This window comes from Kitasatospora sp. NPDC059571 (genome assembly GCF_042735675.1).
In the GTDB taxonomy this organism is placed as follows: Bacteria; Actinomycetota; Actinomycetes; order Streptomycetales; family Streptomycetaceae; genus Kitasatospora.
Genome location: NZ_JBHWBW010000165.1, coordinates 1 through 14880 on the forward strand (window position 1 = coordinate 1; position 14880 = coordinate 14880).

Here is a 14880-nt window from a genome sequence, read left to right on the forward strand (position 1 = left end):
GCCGTGCGGCCTCCACGGCCTCGGCCGAGACGGTCACGTCTGTCATCAGGTGCTACTTCCTTGATCGGGAGTTACACCGTTCTTTTTACAGACCCCAACGCCCCAGAGGCCTTGAGGCTGCGCCGAGCAAAGAGGCAACAGTGATCCGGGTGAGGCCCGGGTCGCCTCATTCTCCGCGCCCGATGGCCGCGCCGGAGCCGTGGTGGCGGGCCCGTGCCACCGAGGCGGTCAGGGAGGCGACGGCGAGGGTCGCCGCGAGGGTCGCGGCCATGACCGTGGCCACGCCGATGAGGTAGAGGCCGCTGGAGTCGTCGGACCAGTCGTACCAGGCGGCGGCGGTCAGGCCGGCCGTGGTGCCGAGGGCCGTGTCGGCGACGCGGTGGCGGAGGGCCGCCCAGCACACGGGGACCAGCAGGGTCAGGACCAGCCCGATCACCTGCCAGGCCTCGTAGGGGCCGGATACCGAGCCGTCCGGGTGCACGTCGCGGTGCTGGTCCCAGCCGAGCCAGGCGGCCCAGGCCGCGGGCGGGACGAGGAAGAGCAGGAGGGCGGAGGCGAGGTTCAGAGGCTTGTCGCGCATGGCCCGAGCATCGCGGCCGGCCCGGCCGCGCGGCAGAGCGGACGTACTCACCTCCTTCTGAGTACGGGACAGGGTCCACGGCAGGGCGTGTCGTAGCGGCGGTGGCGGTCTGCAGCGCAACGAGGATGGGCCGTGCCGACGAGGGAGGCTTGGGTGCAGGCAAGGAATCTGCGGAGATTCGAGGAACGTGCCGCGGATCGGATGATCTTCTTCTCCGATGCCGTGGTCGCGATCGCCATCACCCTGCTGGCCCTCGAGCTGCCGGTGCCGGAGGGCCCGACGGTCTCGGCGTTCCGCTCCGCGATCCACGACGACCTCGACCACTACCTGGCGTTCCTGATCAGCTTCGCCGTGATCGCCGCCGCGTGGGGCCAGCACAACCGGATCTTCCAGTACACCGAGCGCACCGACGCGAGGCTCCGCACGCTCAACGCGGTCTGGCTGCTGACGATCGTCCTCAACCCCTTCGCCACCAAGCTGCTCACGACCGAGGGCGACGACACGGACACGCTGGGCCTGCGGTTCGGCTTCTACGCCCTGCTGCAGTGCCTGGCGCACGCCGTGGTGATCGCCATGGAGCGCCGGATGACCTCGCAGAAGCTGCGCGACCCGGACGTCCCGGCGGAGCTGGTTGCCGCCGGGGATCCGGTGCTCTACGGGATGCTCATCGGTTTCGGCCTGTCCATCCCGGTGTTCTTCCTCACGCCCTACGCCTGGGTCCTCTGGATCGTCGTCCCGCGCGCGGTCGGGCTGCTGTCCCGCAATCGGTCGCGCGCCTCCGCCGACACCTGACCACGGACCCCGGGACCGCGGACCACGGCCCTATGACGTGGGGATCACCAGCAGCAGGCCGCCGTCGAGGCGTTCCTGCAGGTAGCGGCCGTGTGCGGCGCAGACGATGACCGTTCCGCCCAGCTCGTCCATGGCCAGGTAGACACCGCGCTCCCCGCAGGGGCCCTGCGACCGGTCGTACCCCCAGCGGGCGCCGCACTCCTCGCACCAGGAGCGGCCGTCCTCCGAGCACAGGGTGAGGCCGCAGTGCGGGCAGATCCCCCACCACGCCGTGCAGGATCCCTGCCACTGCGCGGCCCGGACGCGTGCGAGGCCCTCGGCCGCCGTCCCGATCCGCTGCGCGGCCAGCTCGATCGCGTCGTCCACCGCGCCCGGCAGCGCTCCGCGCAGTGCGCGCGGCAGATCCGGCTGCCGCTGCAGGCGTTCCCGCAGCTCGGCGATGTCGCGGGCCAGCCCGGCCGCGCGCGCCTGCAGCTCCCGCAGCTCCGCCGGCGTCGGCCCACCACCGCCCCCGGCGGGACAAATATCCGCGCTCACGCCAACCACCCCCGACACGACAGCGCCACGCGCAAGGCAGGAACATGCCCTGATGCACGGCCTTGCCGTCGACGACCGACACAAAACATTGTGATCAAACCATGACAGTCGGCCACCGACAAGAGACGCCCACCACACACCCTCGACACCCGGTGGGAACGGTCGGGCCGCCGGCGCGCCGCTGGCGTCCGGAACGCCCTGTCGGATTCCCGCCGGCACCTGGTGCCCCGCCGCGCGAGGCTGGCCGACATGACCAGCATCTACCGGCCACGGCCCATTGCCCCCACCGCCCTGGAGCAGCTCCGCGTCCGCGACGACGCCGGGCACCCGATGAGCCCGTACCCGGACGGGGAGGGCGGCGCCCCGCTCCGCTGCTGCCTGCGGTCCAGCACCGCGGGCGAGCGGATCGCCCTCGTTTCGTACGCCCCGCTGCGCCGCTGGGCGGCCGAGACGGGCGCCGAGCCCGGTGCGTACGACGAGCAGGGCCCGGTCTTCATCCACGCCCGGGACTGCGGCGGCCCGGACCCGGACGCCGCCGGCCACCCGTGGGCCCGGCCCGGCGCCCTGCGGGCGCTGCGCCGCTACGACACGCACGGCCGCATCGCGGGCGGGAGCCTGGTGGAGCTGCCCGAGGACGCCGACGCGGCCCTCGACCGCGCGCTCGCCGAGGCCTTCGCCGACCCGCAGACCGTCCAGGTCCACGTGCGGGCCGTCGAGTACGGCTGCTACCAGTTCCGTGTGGACCGGCCCTGACCGACCCGGGAGCAGGGACGCCGACCGGCGCAGGCCGTGCCGGACTCACGGCTCGGCGGCGCCGGTGGGCGGGCGGCCGTAGGTCTGCGCCAGGGCGGCCACGGTCCGCGCCATCAGGTTCCGCAGTTCGACGGGTGCCAGGACCTCCGCCTCGGCGCCCAGGCGCAGCAGCACTCCGGCGGCGTGACCGAGGGACTCGATCGGGACGGTGCCCCGGATCCGGCCGTCGGGGCCGGGAGGCCCGGCGGAGGCCCGGGCGGCGCGGGCGACGGCCGGTTCGACCAGGTCGGGCAGCCGGTCGAGGAGCCCCGGCGACAGTTCCACGGTTGCCCGGTCCCGGTAGCGGCGGGCGTCGAAGTCGTCGAGGGAGGAGCGCCAGTACGCGGCCAGGTCGAAGCCGTCCGGGCGGTCGAAGCCGTCGGGCAGGACCTGGATGCGCAGGATCTGGGAGATGCGGTAGGTCCGGACGGGGTCGGGCCGGCCCGCGACCAGGTACCAGAGGCCGGACTTGAGGACCACCCCGTAGGGCTCCAGGGTCCGGGTCACCTCCTGGGGGTCCTTCCACCGCCGGTAGCGGATCCGGATGCGGCGTTGGCGCCAGAGCGCGTCGGTGAGGACCGCCAGGTGCGGGGTGGCGTCCGCCTCGGCGTACCAGGCGGAGGTGTCCAGGTGGAAGCGCTGTTGCAGCGCGCCGGTCCGCTCGCGCAGTTCCTCGGGGAGGGCCGCGGTCAGCTTGAGCTGCGCGGTGGCGAGCACGGTGCCCAGGCCGAGGTCGGCGGCCGCGCCGGGCAGTCCGGCCAGGAAGAGGGCCTGGGCCTCCTCGCGGGTCAGTCCGGTCAGCCGGGTCCGGTAGCCGCCGACCAGCCGGTAGCCGCCGTCGTGCCCGGCGTCGCCGTAGACGGGGACGCCGGCTGCGGCGAGCGACTCCATGTCCCGGTAGACGGTCCGGACGGACACCTCCAGTTCGTCGGCCAGCTGCTGGGCGGTCATCCGGCCGCGGGCCTGGAGCAGCAACAGGACGGACAGCAGTCGGCTCGCTCGCATGCGGGAGAGTCTGCCGCACTCCCCTGACAGTGGTTGTCAGGGGAGCCGGGCTAGCTTTCCGTTCGGGCCCGAACCCGGACCCGAGAGACCGCGAAGGACACCCGCACATGAGCACCTCTTCCACCCGCTCCCCCGGCATCGGCGACTTCGACTTCCTGGTGGGGACATGGGACGTGACGAACCGACGGCTCGTCGCCCCGCTGACCGGCAGCACCGAGTGGGACGAGTTCCCGGCCACGGCGGTCTGTCACGGCACCCTGTTCGGCGGGGCCGCCAATCTGGACGAGATCGTCTTCCCCACCAAGGGGTTCACCGGCCTGACCCTGCGTCTGTTCGACCCCGTCCGCGCGCAGTGGTCGCTGAACTGGGTGAACAGCCGTGACGGCCTGCTGCAGCCGCCCGTCCACGGCCGCTTCGACCGCGACGGCCGCGGTGAGTTCCTCGGCGACGACACCTACGAGGGCGCCCCGATGCGGTGCCGGTTCATCTGGTCCGCGATCACCGCGGAGTCGGCCCGCTGGGAGCAGGCGTTCTCCACCGACGAGGGGAAGAGCTGGGAGACCAACTGGACCATGGACTTCCGCCGGGCCGGGCAGGTGCGCGGATGACCGGGCGGCCGACCGCACATCTCGCGCCGGCACCGTCCGCCGGGCGGCTGACGGTCTGGCAGGGCGCGGCCCTGTACATCGGTGCGGTCCTCGGGACGGGTGTGATCGCGCTCCCCGCACTGGCCGCACGGGCGGCCGGGCCGGCGTCGCTGCTGGCCTGGCTGGGGCTGGTCCTGCTGTCGGTGCCGCTCGCGGCCACGTTCGCGGCCCTCGGCGCCCGGTACCCCGACGGGGGCGGCGTGTCCACCTATGTCCGGCACGCCTTCGGCCGACGGGCGGCCGCTGCCGTCGGCTGGTGCTTCTACTTCGCCGTGCCGGCCGGCACACCGGCGGCGGGGATGTTCGCCGGAGCGTACGTCGCCACCGCGCTGGGCGGCGGCCGGCGCACGGTGGCGGTGACTGCGGCGGTGCTGCTGATCACCGTCGCGGTGTCCAACTGGTTCGGTCTGCGGGTGTCGGGCCGGCTGCAACTCGTGCTCGCCCTGCTGCTCGTCACGCTGCTGCTGGCCGCCGTGGCCGCGGCGCTGCCCCACGCCCGCGCGCAGAACCTGCAGCCGTTCGCCCCGCACGGCTGGTCCGCGATCGGGTCCGCCGCGGCGCTGCTGGTCTGGAGTTTCGCGGGCTGGGAGGCGATCACCCACCTGGCCGCCGACTTCCGCCGCCCCGAGCGGGACCTGCCCCGGGCTGCCGCCGTCGCGGTGGCCGTCGTCGGCGTGCTCTACCTCGCCGTGGCCGCCGCCGGTGTGCTCGTCCTCGGCCCGGCCGCCAGCACCGCCGACGCACCCCTGGCGGAACTGCTCGCCCTCGGCCTCGGCACCTCGGTGCAGGTCCCGGCCGCGGCCGCCGCGCTCCTGCTCACCCTGGGCACGATGAACGCCTACTTCGCCGGTGCCGCGAAACTGGGCGCCGCACTCGGCCGGGACGGGGCACTGCCGGCCTGGCTGGCCCGCGGCAGCAGCGCCGGCGAGGTACCGCGCCGCAGTCTGTCCCTCGTGACGGGCCTCGCGGCCGTCGCCCTCGCCGTCACCACCCTCGTCGGCGTCGGTCCGCAGCCGCTCGTGCTGCTCGCCACGGGATCCTTCGTGACCGTGTACGCCCTGGGCACGGCCGCCGCCGTCCGCCTGCTGCCGCGGGGCGGCCTGCCGCACCGGTGCGCGCTCATCGCCCTGGCCGCGGTCGCCGTGCTCCTGGCGATGACGGGCAGGTACCTGCTCTGGCCGCTGGTGGTCACGGCGGGCGCCCTCGGCTACCTGCGACGGCGGCGGAGGGCGGACTCCCGGCGCCCCGACGCAGCGGCGCGGGCAGGCGATCGGGGCGAGGCCGACGAGCCCGACGCGGACGGCGCCCCGGGAGCGTCCCGCGCCGCCGGGGCCCGGTGAGGGGACTGTTGACGAGGACGGTGGTTCAGTCGCGGCGGTACTGCCGCCACCAGCCGTCCATGACCGCGACCTTCTCCGCGAAGGCGCGGTCGAGCAGCGCATGGGGAGCCCGGAGCAGCATGCGCCCTCCGTCCGTCCGGTACAGGGCGACGGACTGGCCCTCGATCCGGATGTCCCGGATGCCGTCCCAGTCGACGGTGCGTCGGCGCGCCCCGCGGACGGTGACTCCTCGACGGGTCAGCTCGACGCCGTGGTCGCGTTGGAGCCAGAGGCTGCCCAGGGGCAGGACCAGGGCCGCAAGTCCGGCGCTCAGGGAGTCGTGCTGGAGCAGCGGCTCGCCGTTGGTCCACAGCAGGACCTCGAAGGCGATGACGGCACCGAGGGCCCCCACGGAGGCAGGGACGAGGCGCTGCTGCACCGTCGGTCGGAAACGCACCGACTCCCTGTCCTGAGGCCCGGGGCCCGGGTGGCGGCGGTCGTCGGACATCGCGGGCCCCCTCCGGCGTGATCGGTCGACGCTCCGACGGCGGAGCGGGTGTACGGAGCTCCTGGCCGTCCGGGACGAGCAGTCCGAACCGGAGGGCATGACTCCGAATCGGCCGTCGAAGTATGGCGGCCCGGATCCGGCAGTCGCAAGGCGGCCCCGGGATCCAGTGGGCGCCGGTCTCCCGCGACGGGCGGGTGGTCATGCGTAGGTGCGCAGTTCGGGCCAGATCTCGCCCCAGGGGCGGCGGGGGTCGGTGCAGAGGTGGACGTGGCCGCCCGAACCTGGTGAACCTGCGGGTCGTCGGGGCGGACTCGGTCGCCGAGCGCTTCGGCGTGCTGGCCGAGCTGCGCGCGGCCGGACTCATCCGCCACCTGGGCCTCTCCAACCTGGCCATTCCCGGCCCCGGCGACCCGGGGCATCTGGCCTCCAAGGTGGCCGCCGGTGCCCTCCGGTTCTCCGCCGACGAGCTCGCCCTCCTCGACGCCGCCCACCGCCGGGGCGACTCCCTCCACCACCGGCAGCCGTGATCGGTGCGCGGTGCGCGCCGGGCGCAGGTGCGCGGCCCACGCCGCGTCAGGGGTCGGTGAGGTCCGCCAGCCTGCGCGTGAACGTGGACCGCTCCGGTTCGTTGCCGACGAGGTCGAGGGCGGCCCGGTAGGCGGCGGCCGCCTCCGCGGTGCGGCCGAGCCGTCGCAGCAGATCGGCCCTGGCCGCGGGCAGCAGGTGGTAGCCGCGCAGCTCTCCCGTGCCGTCGAGCGCGTCCAGCAGCGCGAGGCCCGCCTCGGGGCCGTCGCGCATGGCCACGGCCACCGCCCGGTTGAGGGCCACCAGCGGCGACGGCTCGACCCGGAGCAGCACGTCGTACAGCGCGACGATCTGCGGCCAGTCGGTCGACTCGACGTCCGGCGCCTCGTCGTGCAGCGCCGCGATCGCCGCCTGCACCGCGTACGGTCCGACCCCCGGTCCGGTCAGTGCCGGCACGAGGAGCCGCTGCCCCTCGGCGATGAGGTCGGCGTCCCACAGGGTGCGGTCCTGGTCCTCCAGCAGCACCTGGCCGCCCTCGGCGTCGACCCTGGCCGCGCGCCGGGCGTCGGTGAGCAGCAGCAGGGCGAGCAGCCCGGCCACCTCGCGCTCCGCGGGGAGCAGCCGGTGCAGGATCCGGGCGAGCCGGATGGCCTCGTCGGCCAGGTCGGGGCGGAGCAGGTCGCTGCCGGAAGTGGCCGCGTAGCCCTCGGTGAAGACGAGGTAGACCACCCGGAGGACGCCGGGCAGGCGGACGGACAGCTCGTCGGGGCCGGGGACGCGGAACGGGATCCGGGCGGTGCGGATCTTGCGTTTGGCGCGCACGATGCGCTGGGCCATCGTCGGGGTGGGGACCAGGAACGCCCGAGCGACCTCGGGGGTGGTGAGGTCGGCGAGGAAGCGGAGCGTCAGTGCGGTCCGGGCCTCCAGGGAGAGTGCGGGGTGGCAGCAGGTGAAGAAGAGTTGCAGCCGTTCGTCCGGGATGTCGTCGAAGCCCGGGTCGGCCGGCAGGGCGGCGGCCCGGTCGCTCTCGACCTGGAGGATCGCGAGCCGCTCCGCGTGCAGGCGGTCGCGCCGGATCCGGTCGATGGCCTTGCGGCGGGCCGTGGTGAGCAGCCACGCCAGGGGCCGGTCGGGCACGCCGTCGACCGGCCATCGCTGCAGTGCGGCCTCGATCGCCTCGGAGGCGCTCTCCTCGGCGAGGTCGAGGTCGCCGAACCTGGTCGCGAGCAGGGCGAGCAGCCGGCTCCGGTCCTCGCGGAACACCGCCTCCACGGAGCGGGCCGCCCGCCGCTCGTTCACGACTGCGGGGGTTCCCAGACCGTGCGGACCTGAACGGTGCCGTGCCGGGCACCCGGGCAGCGGGCCGCCCAGTCGAGGGCCGCGTCGAGGTCGGGGACGTCGATCAGGTAGTAGCCGCCGACGATCTCCCGGGTCTCGGCGAACGGCCCGTCGGTGACCACCCGCTCGCCGTTCGGGCGGACGTGGACGGTGGTCGCGTTCGCGAGGTCCAGGGCGTTGCCGTCGAGCTTGACGCCGGCGTCGGCGACGGCCTTCTCGTACGCCATGAACTCCGCCACGCTGGGACCCTCGGCCGGCCGGTCCTCGGTGGAGTCCGGCGACGCGGTGTTGATCAGCAGCAGGTACTTCACGGTGTGCTCCTCGGGTAGCGGGTGGCTTGCACAGTCATGACGAACGGGCGGACGGGGAATCGACACCTCTCGCCGAGAAAATCTGCGCGGGTTCCGGAGGGCTGTCAGGCCGCCGGAAAACCGGTTGGGTGGCGTCGGCCGCGGCTGATAGCGTGCGTCCGCCGTGAGAGACCGTGAGGAGGTGGGACCCGTGAAGGCTGTATCCGCGTGGGTGCTCCCCCTTGCCGTCACGGTGGGCGATTGACGTAGGTGTCGCCGGGGAGCGCCTCAGACGAAGGCACTCCCGAGAGGCAACACCTGTGAATACTGTGCACTCCCACTCCGCCGGCGAGCAGCCGGTCACGGTCGCGCGGGTCGCGGAGCTCGAATGGCACGCCGTGGCGGACGACCGGGTGGTCGGCCGCGGCGACGCTGCGCGCCGGCCCGACGGCCGGCTCTTCATCAGCATCGACGCCTGGCACGACGCGGTCTTCGACCGGCTCGCCGAGGCGATGGCGAGGGACCTGTCTGCCCCGCTGTACACGGTGGTGGACGAGGCCGACCCCGGCACCGCGGCCGCCTGGGAACGGGCCGGCTTCACGGCCGGGCGCCGCGAGTGGGGATACCTCGTCCCCACCGACCCGCAGCTCACGGGGCTGGGGTCGGTGCAGCCCCCGGCGGGCGTGACGATCGTGCCGGCCGGCGAGGCGCAGGAGGAGCCGCTGCGCGCGCTGGACCGCCTGATCCGCGCGGAGGTCGAGGCCGCCGCCGGCTGGCAGAGCATGCCGGCCGAGGTGCTGCCCCGCCCCGAGGGGGTCACCGTGGCGGACGTGTCGAAGTACGCGGTGGCGCAGCAGGCCGGCGCGTACGTGGGCCTCGTCCGGGTGGCGCCGCTGACCCGGCAGCCGCGGATCGGCCTGATCGCCGTCCGCGCCGACCGACAGCGCCTCGGCATCGCCCGCGCGCTACTGGCCCAGGCGCTCGGTGCGCTGCGCCGCTCCGGGACGGCCTCGGCCTGGGCCGAGGTCGACGAGTCGAACACGGCGGCCATCGCCCTGTTCGAGGGCATCGCCGCACGCCGGGCGGGCAGCACCCGGGAGCTGGTGCGCCGCTGATGCGCGGCGCCGCCGCACATTTCTTCCGTGTCGACGTTCTTTCCCGTCGACCGATTTCCTGTCGGCCACATTCCTGTCGGCCACATTCCTTTCGACAGCACCGTCACCGAACGGAGAGGTGAGAGCCATGACGAAAACATCAGGGGGCCTGGAGGTCGAGGGCACCGTCACCGAGTGCCTTCGCAACGCCACTTTCAGGGTGGAACTCCAGAACGGGCACACCGTGCTCGCCCACATCAGCGGGAAGATCCGCAAGAACTACATCAAGATCCTCCCGTACGACCGGGTGCTCGTGGAGCTCAGCCCCTACGACCTCACCCGCGGCCGCATCCGCTTCCGCTACCGGACGTAGCAGTCCGCGGCAGCCGCGTCACAGCGGGGAGGGCGGCCTCAGTGGGCCCGACCCTGCGGCCTTCCGCGGCATCGGCGTGGCCGGCTTGTCCGGCCGCGCCGTGCCGCGCAGAGTCGGGATGCGGCGCCGTACGGGACGCCGCGCCACCCTGTGCGCCCGTCCTGGCCGCCCACCCGGAGACGGCGGACGGACCCGACCCCGGGAGCGGCTGAGCCGATGTTCCTCGACCTGGTCGTGATCGGCACGGCCATCACCCTCGGGCCGCTGCACAACAGCGCCTTCATCCTGCTGCTGGCCTCGCAGGGCGGCGTCCGCAAGGGGCTGGCGTTCCTGCTGTCGTGGCTGGCGAACCTGGTCGCGGTGGTGGTGTGCGTGATGCTGCTGACCGGTGGGACGCCGCCCGCCCGCCACAGCACACCGTCCACCGCGGCCCTCGCCGCCAGGCTGGCGATCGGCGTCGGCCTGGCGGCGTACGGCGTGTACCGGCACCGCCGGCCGCCCCGCCCGCACCGCCCGCCGAGCTGGGCGGCCCGGGTCGACAGGGCCTCCCTCGGCACCGCCGCCGGGCTGGCCTGGCTGCTCCAGCCGTGGGCCATGGTCGGGGCGGGCGCCGCCACGGTCGTCGACGCCCACCTGTCCTCCCTCTCCAACTGGCTGGCCCTGACCGCCTACTGTCTGCTGGCCACCCTGAGCCTCATCGTCATGGAGCTGTACACCGTCCGGGCTCCGGCGGCCGCGAACGACCGGCTCGACGCCCTGCGGACCTGGCTGGAGGAGCACCAGGACCGGCTGATCGTCACCCTCTCCGTGCTGGTCGGCCTCTGGCTGACCGCCAGGAGCACCTACCAGCTGATCGCCTGACGGGCCCCGCCCGGCGGGCTCGGCTCAGCGGCGTTCGATGCCGAGGCCGGTGATCTGGAAGAACCCCCACGCGCCGGAGCTCGCCGTACCGCACCGGATGTCCTTCGCGCAGAGGTCCCGCTGCGGATCGCCGACACCCCGGGCGACCAGCTCCGTCGTGATCAGCTCGGCCGCCGCGGCGGCCGAACGCTCGGCCGGGCTCTTGAACACCGCGCGCCAGCGCTTGCCGTGGCGCTGCCAGCCGGCCGCCGTCATCGCCCGCTCGCCCTCGCCGGGGTCGCCGACGCGGTCGGGGACGATCAGCCGCAGGTCACCGGAGGGCTCCAGGGAGACGGCGAGGATCCGGCTCCGGTCGCACCGGTTGACGATCTTGAACTGCGCCCGCTCCCCGGGCGCCTGGACGGGCAACTGCTCCGCCCAGCGAGACCGAGGGCGACCTCGCCCTGGGACGATCGATGCCTCATCGACCTGTCGCCCGACGGCTGCCGGTTCATGACCGTTGACCACGACCAGGCCGACGTCGCCGTCCACGCCTACCCGGAAGGCGAGGTGGCGTTCACCCTCTCGGTGGACGCCTTCGGACACGACCCGGACGAGGCCTCCGTGGAATGGTGCGGCGGCTACCTGAACCCGGACACCATCATCGTCACCATCGCCGGCGAGACCGAGGACGAGCAGGAGTGGTTCCGGCACTACCGGGTCGATGCACGCGCGGGCCGAGTCCGAGCCGAATTCGACGCGCGCGGCGATCATCCCTACGACCTCCGCCCTCTCGGGGACGGTACCTGGCTCACCACGGATCCGTCCGGTCACCCGGTCCGCTGGACCACTTCCTAGGAGACCCTGCGGCTGACCCCGGCCGTGCCTCGGCGCCCGGCACTCAGTTCGACGGCCGAGGCAGCAGTTGGATCACGCCCACCGAGGTGTCCTCGGTCGGTGAGGCGTGGACTGCGCGAACCGTCCAGCTGACGGGCCCCAGCAGGACGGGGGCCTCGTCCGGTGTGCCTCCGCCGTTCGGGTACTCGACGCCCAGCTCGGGCCCGGCCGTCACGGCGTCCATGAGCACCGCCGGCCCGTCCGTCTCCCAGACGCCGCACTCCACCCACGCGGTGGTGGGGTCGGCGAGCACCACCCGCGCCGCGGCGATCAGATCAGCCTCGCAGTCGGCGCCCAGCCGGCGGACGAAAGCTCGGTGTTCCGGCAGATAGCAGCTGCTGGCGGGCTCATCCGCCGGAACGAGTCCCCGCGCGCCCTCATGGCCAACCCTCCACTTCGCAGGCGCGGCCGTAGTCGTCCAGAACGTCCCCGTCGCCGATGACCGCCCCGGACTCTGTGCAGCCACGCCACTGGGCCAGCGCGGACACCGGCACGGCGATCAGCGGGCCACCCATCGACTCGACCCGGAGGGAGGGCACGCGCGACGTTGCGGTGGTGGAGGAGTACGTCTTCACAACGCCAGTGTCCTCCCGGCCACGGACAACGCGCTCTCGGGCGGCGCTCAGCCCCGGTGCCACCAGCGGCGGGGGCGGGGGCCGTCGGGTCGGGCTGGCGGCGGGTCGGCGAGGGCTCGGCGGGCGGCCTCGGCCGCTGCCGGGTCGTCGAACTCACGGGAGATCAGTTCGATCCGGCCGGTGGCGTGGTCGATGCGGACGGTGTCCAGCCCCATCCGGTCGAGCCCGGCGATGTCGGATGCGTGGGTGGTCCGGTTGAGTGCGAGCGCCGAGACCATCGGGTCGCCCTCGCCGGGCGTCACCTCCTCGGTCAGCAGGGTCTGCAGGAACCGCTGGGAGGCCGGGGACGGGAGCTCCTCGTCGACGGCCAGGTGCACCATCAGGTGTTCGCCGGCGGAGTCGAGCCACCTGGCGTGGGAGATCCAGACGCAGTGGATGTCCGGGAACTCCCGCAGGCGGCGGAAGGCCGCGTCCCGCAGGGCCACCGCGAGCGGGTGGGTGGACCAGGTCAGTTTGAGGCGCTGTCCGTCGCCGCGCATGCCCCGCTCGGCCATGGCGCGGAACAGCAGCGCGGCCGGGACGGCGATCGACGAGCCGTCCGAGGCGAACAGCAGGAGCCTCTCCGCCCCGGTCTCCCGAACGATGTCCATCAGCCGTATCGCGTCGCAGTAGACGGTGCCCGCGGCATCCGGCAGGTGCTCGGCGCAGCACGCCTCGCTGACGCAGCCGGGCAGGGTCGGCGAGCCGTCGTCCCTGCGGTGCAGCAGGAACAGCGAGCCGTCGTGGTGCACCGGCACGAACACGCCCTGGTCGATCAGGGCGGCCAGCATCCGCTTCATACCGGTCGCGGAGCCGGTCCCGCCCTGGAGGTCGGCGAGGGCCGCATCGAGAGTCACCGGGCGATCGTAGGGCACCGGGCACGCCATGAGGTCCCTTCAGTTCCTCTGGTACCACGGCGGATTCGCCGCTCGGCAACGAAACGGTCAAGTTCCATTCTGTTTCGTAGAACTGTTTGGCTGTTCACGGCCAGGCTCTCAGTCGGCCACCCAGCAGCTACCCGACTGGAGTTCAGAGTGAGCCCCACCTCCTCTTCGCGCCGCCGCACCCTCACGTCCGGCGCCCTGGCTGCCGTCGCCGCGCTCGTCGCGGCCGGTGTGCAGCTCTCCCCGGCCCATGCCGTCCCCGGTCGCGACGCCGCGATCGCCCGGGCGAAGGCCAATGTCGCCCGCAATGCCGACCTCTTCGGCTTCGGCGCCGGTCAGGACCTGCAGACCAAGGACGTCGTCATCGACGCGGACGGCACCCAGCACGTCCGGTTCGACCGCACCTACTTCGGCCTCCCGGTGATCGGCGGCGACCTGGTCGTGCACCAGGACGCCCAGGGCCGGCTGAAGGACTCCTCGCGGGCGAGAGGCCACAACCCGGTGGTGCGGAGCACCGTCCCGACCGTGCCCGCGAAGACCACGGCCGCCAAGGCCCTGGCCGCCGCATCCGGCATCTCCTCCGCCACCTCGGAGCCGCAGCTGGTCGTCTGGGCCGCCGACGGCATCGCCCGCCTCGCCTGGCAGACCACGGTGAGCGGCCTCGGCAAGCAGGGCCAGCCCTCGGGCAAGGTCGTGGTCACCGACGCCACCACCGGTGAGGAGATCGAGCAGTTCGACTCCGAGCACGAGGCCACCGGCACCGGCCACTCCGAGTACACCGGCAACGTCACGCTCGGCACCACCCTGCAGGCCAACGGCCAGTACGCGCTGATAGACCCGGCCCGCGGCCACACCACCAAGGACGCCCACAACCTCGCGGCCGGCAGCATCAAGGCGAGCTCCGGCACGCTCTACACCGACGCCGACGACATCTGGGGCGACGGGAAGAAGTTCTCCACCGACCGCGCCACCGCCGCCGTCGACGCCCACGCCAACACCGCCTGGACGTACGACTACTACAAGAACACCTTCGGCCGGAACGGCATCAAGAACGACGGCAAGGGCGCCACCGTCTTCGTCCACGTCGGCACCAACTGGGACAACGCCCAGTGGTCCGACAGCTGCTTCTGCATGATGACCGGCGACGGGAACGGCACCACCGACCCGGAGCAGGTCGACCTGGACACCATGGGCCACGAGATGACCCACGGCGTCACCAGCGCGACCGCCAACCTCCGCTACAGCGGGGAGTCCGGCGGGCTCAACGAGTCGACCAGTGACATCTTCGGCACCATGGTGGAGTGGTACGCCAACAACAGCGTCGACACCCCCGACTACCTGTTCAGCGACCAGTCGACCCCGCCGTGGCTGCGCCGCTTCGACAAGCCGTCGCTGGACGGCAGTTCGGCCGACTGCTGGACCAAGAAGGTCGGCCAGCTGGACGTGCACAACTCCTCGGGCGTGGGCAACCACTGGTTCTACCTGGCCAGTGAGGGCAGCGGCACCAAGACCATCAACGGCGTCACCTACAACAGCCCGACCTGCAACGGCTCGACCGTCGGCGGCATCGGCAACCAGAAGGTCGCCAAGATCTGGTACCGGGCGCTGACCGTCTACATGACCTCGACCACCAACTACGCGGGTGCCCGCACCGCTTCGCTGAACGCCGCCAAGGACCTCTACGGCACCGGCAGCGCCGAGTACAACGCGATCGCGGCGGCCTGGAGCGCGGTCAGCGTCGCCTGACCCCGCCGCACCGCACCTGAACGCCCCCGCCCCACCGGCGCACCGGCCGATGGGGCGGGGTGCACCACCGGCCGGGGGGGGGGGGGGGGCCGCGCCCCG

At 73.3% G+C, this 14880-nt stretch carries 17 protein-coding genes and 2 pseudogenes; 10 read left to right on the forward strand and 9 right to left on the reverse strand.

Features of this window, described 5'->3' with window-relative positions; genetic code table 11:
- Positions 1 to 166: 166 nt before the first annotated feature.
- Complete coding sequence (locus tag ACFV0G_RS19555; protein WP_380548966.1) at positions 167 to 580, reverse strand: hypothetical protein; 414 nt, start codon at positions 578 to 580, stop codon at positions 167 to 169.
- 201 nt (positions 581 to 781) lie between these two features.
- Here ACFV0G_RS19555 and ACFV0G_RS19560 point away from each other — a divergent pair, with 201 nt between their 5' ends.
- Entirely contained in the window at positions 782 to 1372 is a 591-nt protein-coding gene (locus ACFV0G_RS19560) for a TMEM175 family protein (RefSeq protein WP_380548969.1), read from the forward strand.
- 30 nt (positions 1373 to 1402) lie between these two features.
- Here ACFV0G_RS19560 and ACFV0G_RS19565 read toward each other — a convergent pair whose 3' ends face one another.
- A complete protein-coding gene (locus ACFV0G_RS19565) occupies positions 1403 to 1909 on the reverse strand; it encodes a hypothetical protein (protein ID WP_380548972.1) in 507 nt (168 codons plus the stop codon).
- 249 nt (positions 1910 to 2158) lie between these two features.
- Here ACFV0G_RS19565 and ACFV0G_RS19570 point away from each other — a divergent pair, with 249 nt between their 5' ends.
- On the forward strand, positions 2159 to 2662 hold the full coding sequence (locus ACFV0G_RS19570; RefSeq protein ID WP_380548975.1) for a DUF1203 domain-containing protein: 504 nt from the start codon (positions 2159 to 2161) through the stop codon (positions 2660 to 2662).
- A 45-nt stretch (positions 2663 to 2707) separates the two neighbouring features.
- Here ACFV0G_RS19570 and ACFV0G_RS19575 read toward each other — a convergent pair whose 3' ends face one another.
- Positions 2708 to 3706: a helix-turn-helix transcriptional regulator gene (locus ACFV0G_RS19575; RefSeq protein ID WP_380548979.1), complete on the reverse strand. Its 999-nt coding sequence runs from the start codon at positions 3704 to 3706 to the stop codon at positions 2708 to 2710.
- A 107-nt stretch (positions 3707 to 3813) separates the two neighbouring features.
- Here ACFV0G_RS19575 and ACFV0G_RS19580 point away from each other — a divergent pair, with 107 nt between their 5' ends.
- Together ACFV0G_RS19580 and ACFV0G_RS19585 are read left to right on the forward strand one after the other, a co-directional pair.
- A complete protein-coding gene (locus ACFV0G_RS19580; RefSeq protein ID WP_380548982.1) occupies positions 3814 to 4314 on the forward strand; it encodes a hypothetical protein in 501 nt (166 codons plus the stop codon).
- On the forward strand, positions 4311 to 5693 hold the full coding sequence (locus ACFV0G_RS19585) for an APC family permease (RefSeq protein ID WP_380548985.1): 1383 nt from the start codon (positions 4311 to 4313) through the stop codon (positions 5691 to 5693). Before ACFV0G_RS19580 ends, ACFV0G_RS19585 begins: the two co-directional genes overlap by 4 nt.
- A 25-nt stretch (positions 5694 to 5718) precedes the next feature.
- Here the strand turns inward: ACFV0G_RS19585 and ACFV0G_RS19590 are convergent, their stop codons facing one another.
- Positions 5719 to 6129, reverse strand: coding sequence for a hypothetical protein (locus ACFV0G_RS19590; protein WP_380548988.1), 411 nt, complete (start codon positions 6127 to 6129; stop codon positions 5719 to 5721).
- Positions 6130 to 6443: 314 nt separating this feature from the next.
- Here ACFV0G_RS19590 and ACFV0G_RS19595 point away from each other — a divergent pair.
- Positions 6444 to 6707 (forward strand): annotated as a pseudogene (locus ACFV0G_RS19595) (hypothetical protein); the annotation flags it as partial.
- Positions 6708 to 6753: 46 nt separating this feature from the next.
- Here ACFV0G_RS19595 and ACFV0G_RS19600 read toward each other — a convergent pair.
- The gene (locus tag ACFV0G_RS19600; RefSeq protein WP_380548991.1) at positions 6754 to 8004 is read right to left on the reverse strand and encodes an RNA polymerase sigma factor; all 1251 of its coding nucleotides are present in this window, start codon (positions 8002 to 8004) and stop codon (positions 6754 to 6756) included.
- Complete coding sequence (locus ACFV0G_RS19605; RefSeq protein WP_380548994.1) at positions 8001 to 8354, reverse strand: YciI family protein; 354 nt, start codon at positions 8352 to 8354, stop codon at positions 8001 to 8003. The genes ACFV0G_RS19600 and ACFV0G_RS19605 overlap by 4 nt, the downstream gene beginning before the upstream one ends.
- 299 nt (positions 8355 to 8653) lie before the next feature.
- Here ACFV0G_RS19605 and ACFV0G_RS19610 point away from each other — a divergent pair, with 299 nt between their 5' ends.
- The 3 genes from ACFV0G_RS19610 to ACFV0G_RS19620 all read left to right on the forward strand — a co-directional run bounded on the left by ACFV0G_RS19610 (position 8654) and on the right by ACFV0G_RS19620 (position 10661).
- Entirely contained in the window at positions 8654 to 9448 is a 795-nt protein-coding gene (locus tag ACFV0G_RS19610; RefSeq protein ID WP_380548997.1) for a GNAT family N-acetyltransferase, read from the forward strand.
- A 127-nt stretch (positions 9449 to 9575) separates the two neighbouring features.
- Positions 9576 to 9800, forward strand: a complete 225-nt coding sequence (gene infA / locus ACFV0G_RS19615; RefSeq protein WP_380549000.1) for a translation initiation factor IF-1 — start codon at positions 9576 to 9578, stop codon at positions 9798 to 9800.
- A 216-nt stretch (positions 9801 to 10016) separates the two neighbouring features.
- The gene (locus tag ACFV0G_RS19620) at positions 10017 to 10661 is read left to right on the forward strand and encodes a GAP family protein (protein WP_380549003.1); all 645 of its coding nucleotides are present in this window, start codon (positions 10017 to 10019) and stop codon (positions 10659 to 10661) included.
- 24 nt (positions 10662 to 10685) lie between these two features.
- On the opposite strand, the gene ACFV0G_RS19625 is transcribed toward ACFV0G_RS19620, so the two are convergent.
- Positions 10686 to 11069, reverse strand: a complete 384-nt coding sequence (locus tag ACFV0G_RS19625) for a hypothetical protein (protein WP_380549006.1) — start codon at positions 11067 to 11069, stop codon at positions 10686 to 10688.
- A gap of 84 nt (positions 11070 to 11153) precedes the next feature.
- Between ACFV0G_RS19625 and ACFV0G_RS19630 the strand changes: the two genes are divergently transcribed.
- The gene (locus ACFV0G_RS19630; RefSeq protein WP_380549009.1) at positions 11154 to 11498 is read left to right on the forward strand and encodes a hypothetical protein; all 345 of its coding nucleotides are present in this window, start codon (positions 11154 to 11156) and stop codon (positions 11496 to 11498) included.
- Between the two features lie 43 nt (positions 11499 to 11541).
- Here ACFV0G_RS19630 and ACFV0G_RS19635 read toward each other — a convergent pair.
- Both ACFV0G_RS19635 and ACFV0G_RS19640 read right to left on the reverse strand, forming a co-directional pair.
- Positions 11542 to 12052: pseudogene (locus ACFV0G_RS19635) on the reverse strand (Imm21 family immunity protein).
- 107 nt (positions 12053 to 12159) lie between these two features.
- On the reverse strand, positions 12160 to 13008 hold the full coding sequence (locus tag ACFV0G_RS19640; protein WP_380549012.1) for a hypothetical protein: 849 nt from the start codon (positions 13006 to 13008) through the stop codon (positions 12160 to 12162).
- 177 nt (positions 13009 to 13185) lie between these two features.
- Between ACFV0G_RS19640 and ACFV0G_RS19645 the strand changes: the two genes are divergently transcribed.
- On the forward strand, positions 13186 to 14781 hold the full coding sequence (locus tag ACFV0G_RS19645; RefSeq protein WP_380549015.1) for a M4 family metallopeptidase: 1596 nt from the start codon (positions 13186 to 13188) through the stop codon (positions 14779 to 14781).
- Positions 14782 to 14880: the final 99 nt, after the last annotated feature.

Bases quoted from the DNA above. Each gene is read 5' to 3' on its own strand.
- ACFV0G_RS19560 (WP_380548969.1), top strand. From the start codon at position 782: ATGATCTTCTTCTCCGATGCCGTGGTCGCGATCGCCATCACCCTGCTG.
- ACFV0G_RS19575 (WP_380548979.1), bottom strand. From the start codon at position 3,706: ATGCGAGCGAGCCGACTGCTGTCCGTCCTGTTGCTGCTCCAGGCCCGC.
- ACFV0G_RS19620 (WP_380549003.1), top strand. From the start codon at position 10,017: ATGTTCCTCGACCTGGTCGTGATCGGCACGGCCATCACCCTCGGGCCG.
- ACFV0G_RS19585 (WP_380548985.1), top strand. From the start codon at position 4,311: ATGACCGGGCGGCCGACCGCACATCTCGCGCCGGCACCGTCCGCCGGG.
- ACFV0G_RS19555 (WP_380548966.1), bottom strand. From the start codon at position 580: ATGCGCGACAAGCCTCTGAACCTCGCCTCCGCCCTCCTGCTCTTCCTC.
- infA (WP_380549000.1), top strand. From the start codon at position 9,576: ATGACGAAAACATCAGGGGGCCTGGAGGTCGAGGGCACCGTCACCGAG.
- ACFV0G_RS19580 (WP_380548982.1), top strand. From the start codon at position 3,814: ATGAGCACCTCTTCCACCCGCTCCCCCGGCATCGGCGACTTCGACTTC.
- ACFV0G_RS19630 (WP_380549009.1), top strand. From the start codon at position 11,154: ATGACCGTTGACCACGACCAGGCCGACGTCGCCGTCCACGCCTACCCG.
- ACFV0G_RS19570 (WP_380548975.1), top strand. From the start codon at position 2,159: ATGACCAGCATCTACCGGCCACGGCCCATTGCCCCCACCGCCCTGGAG.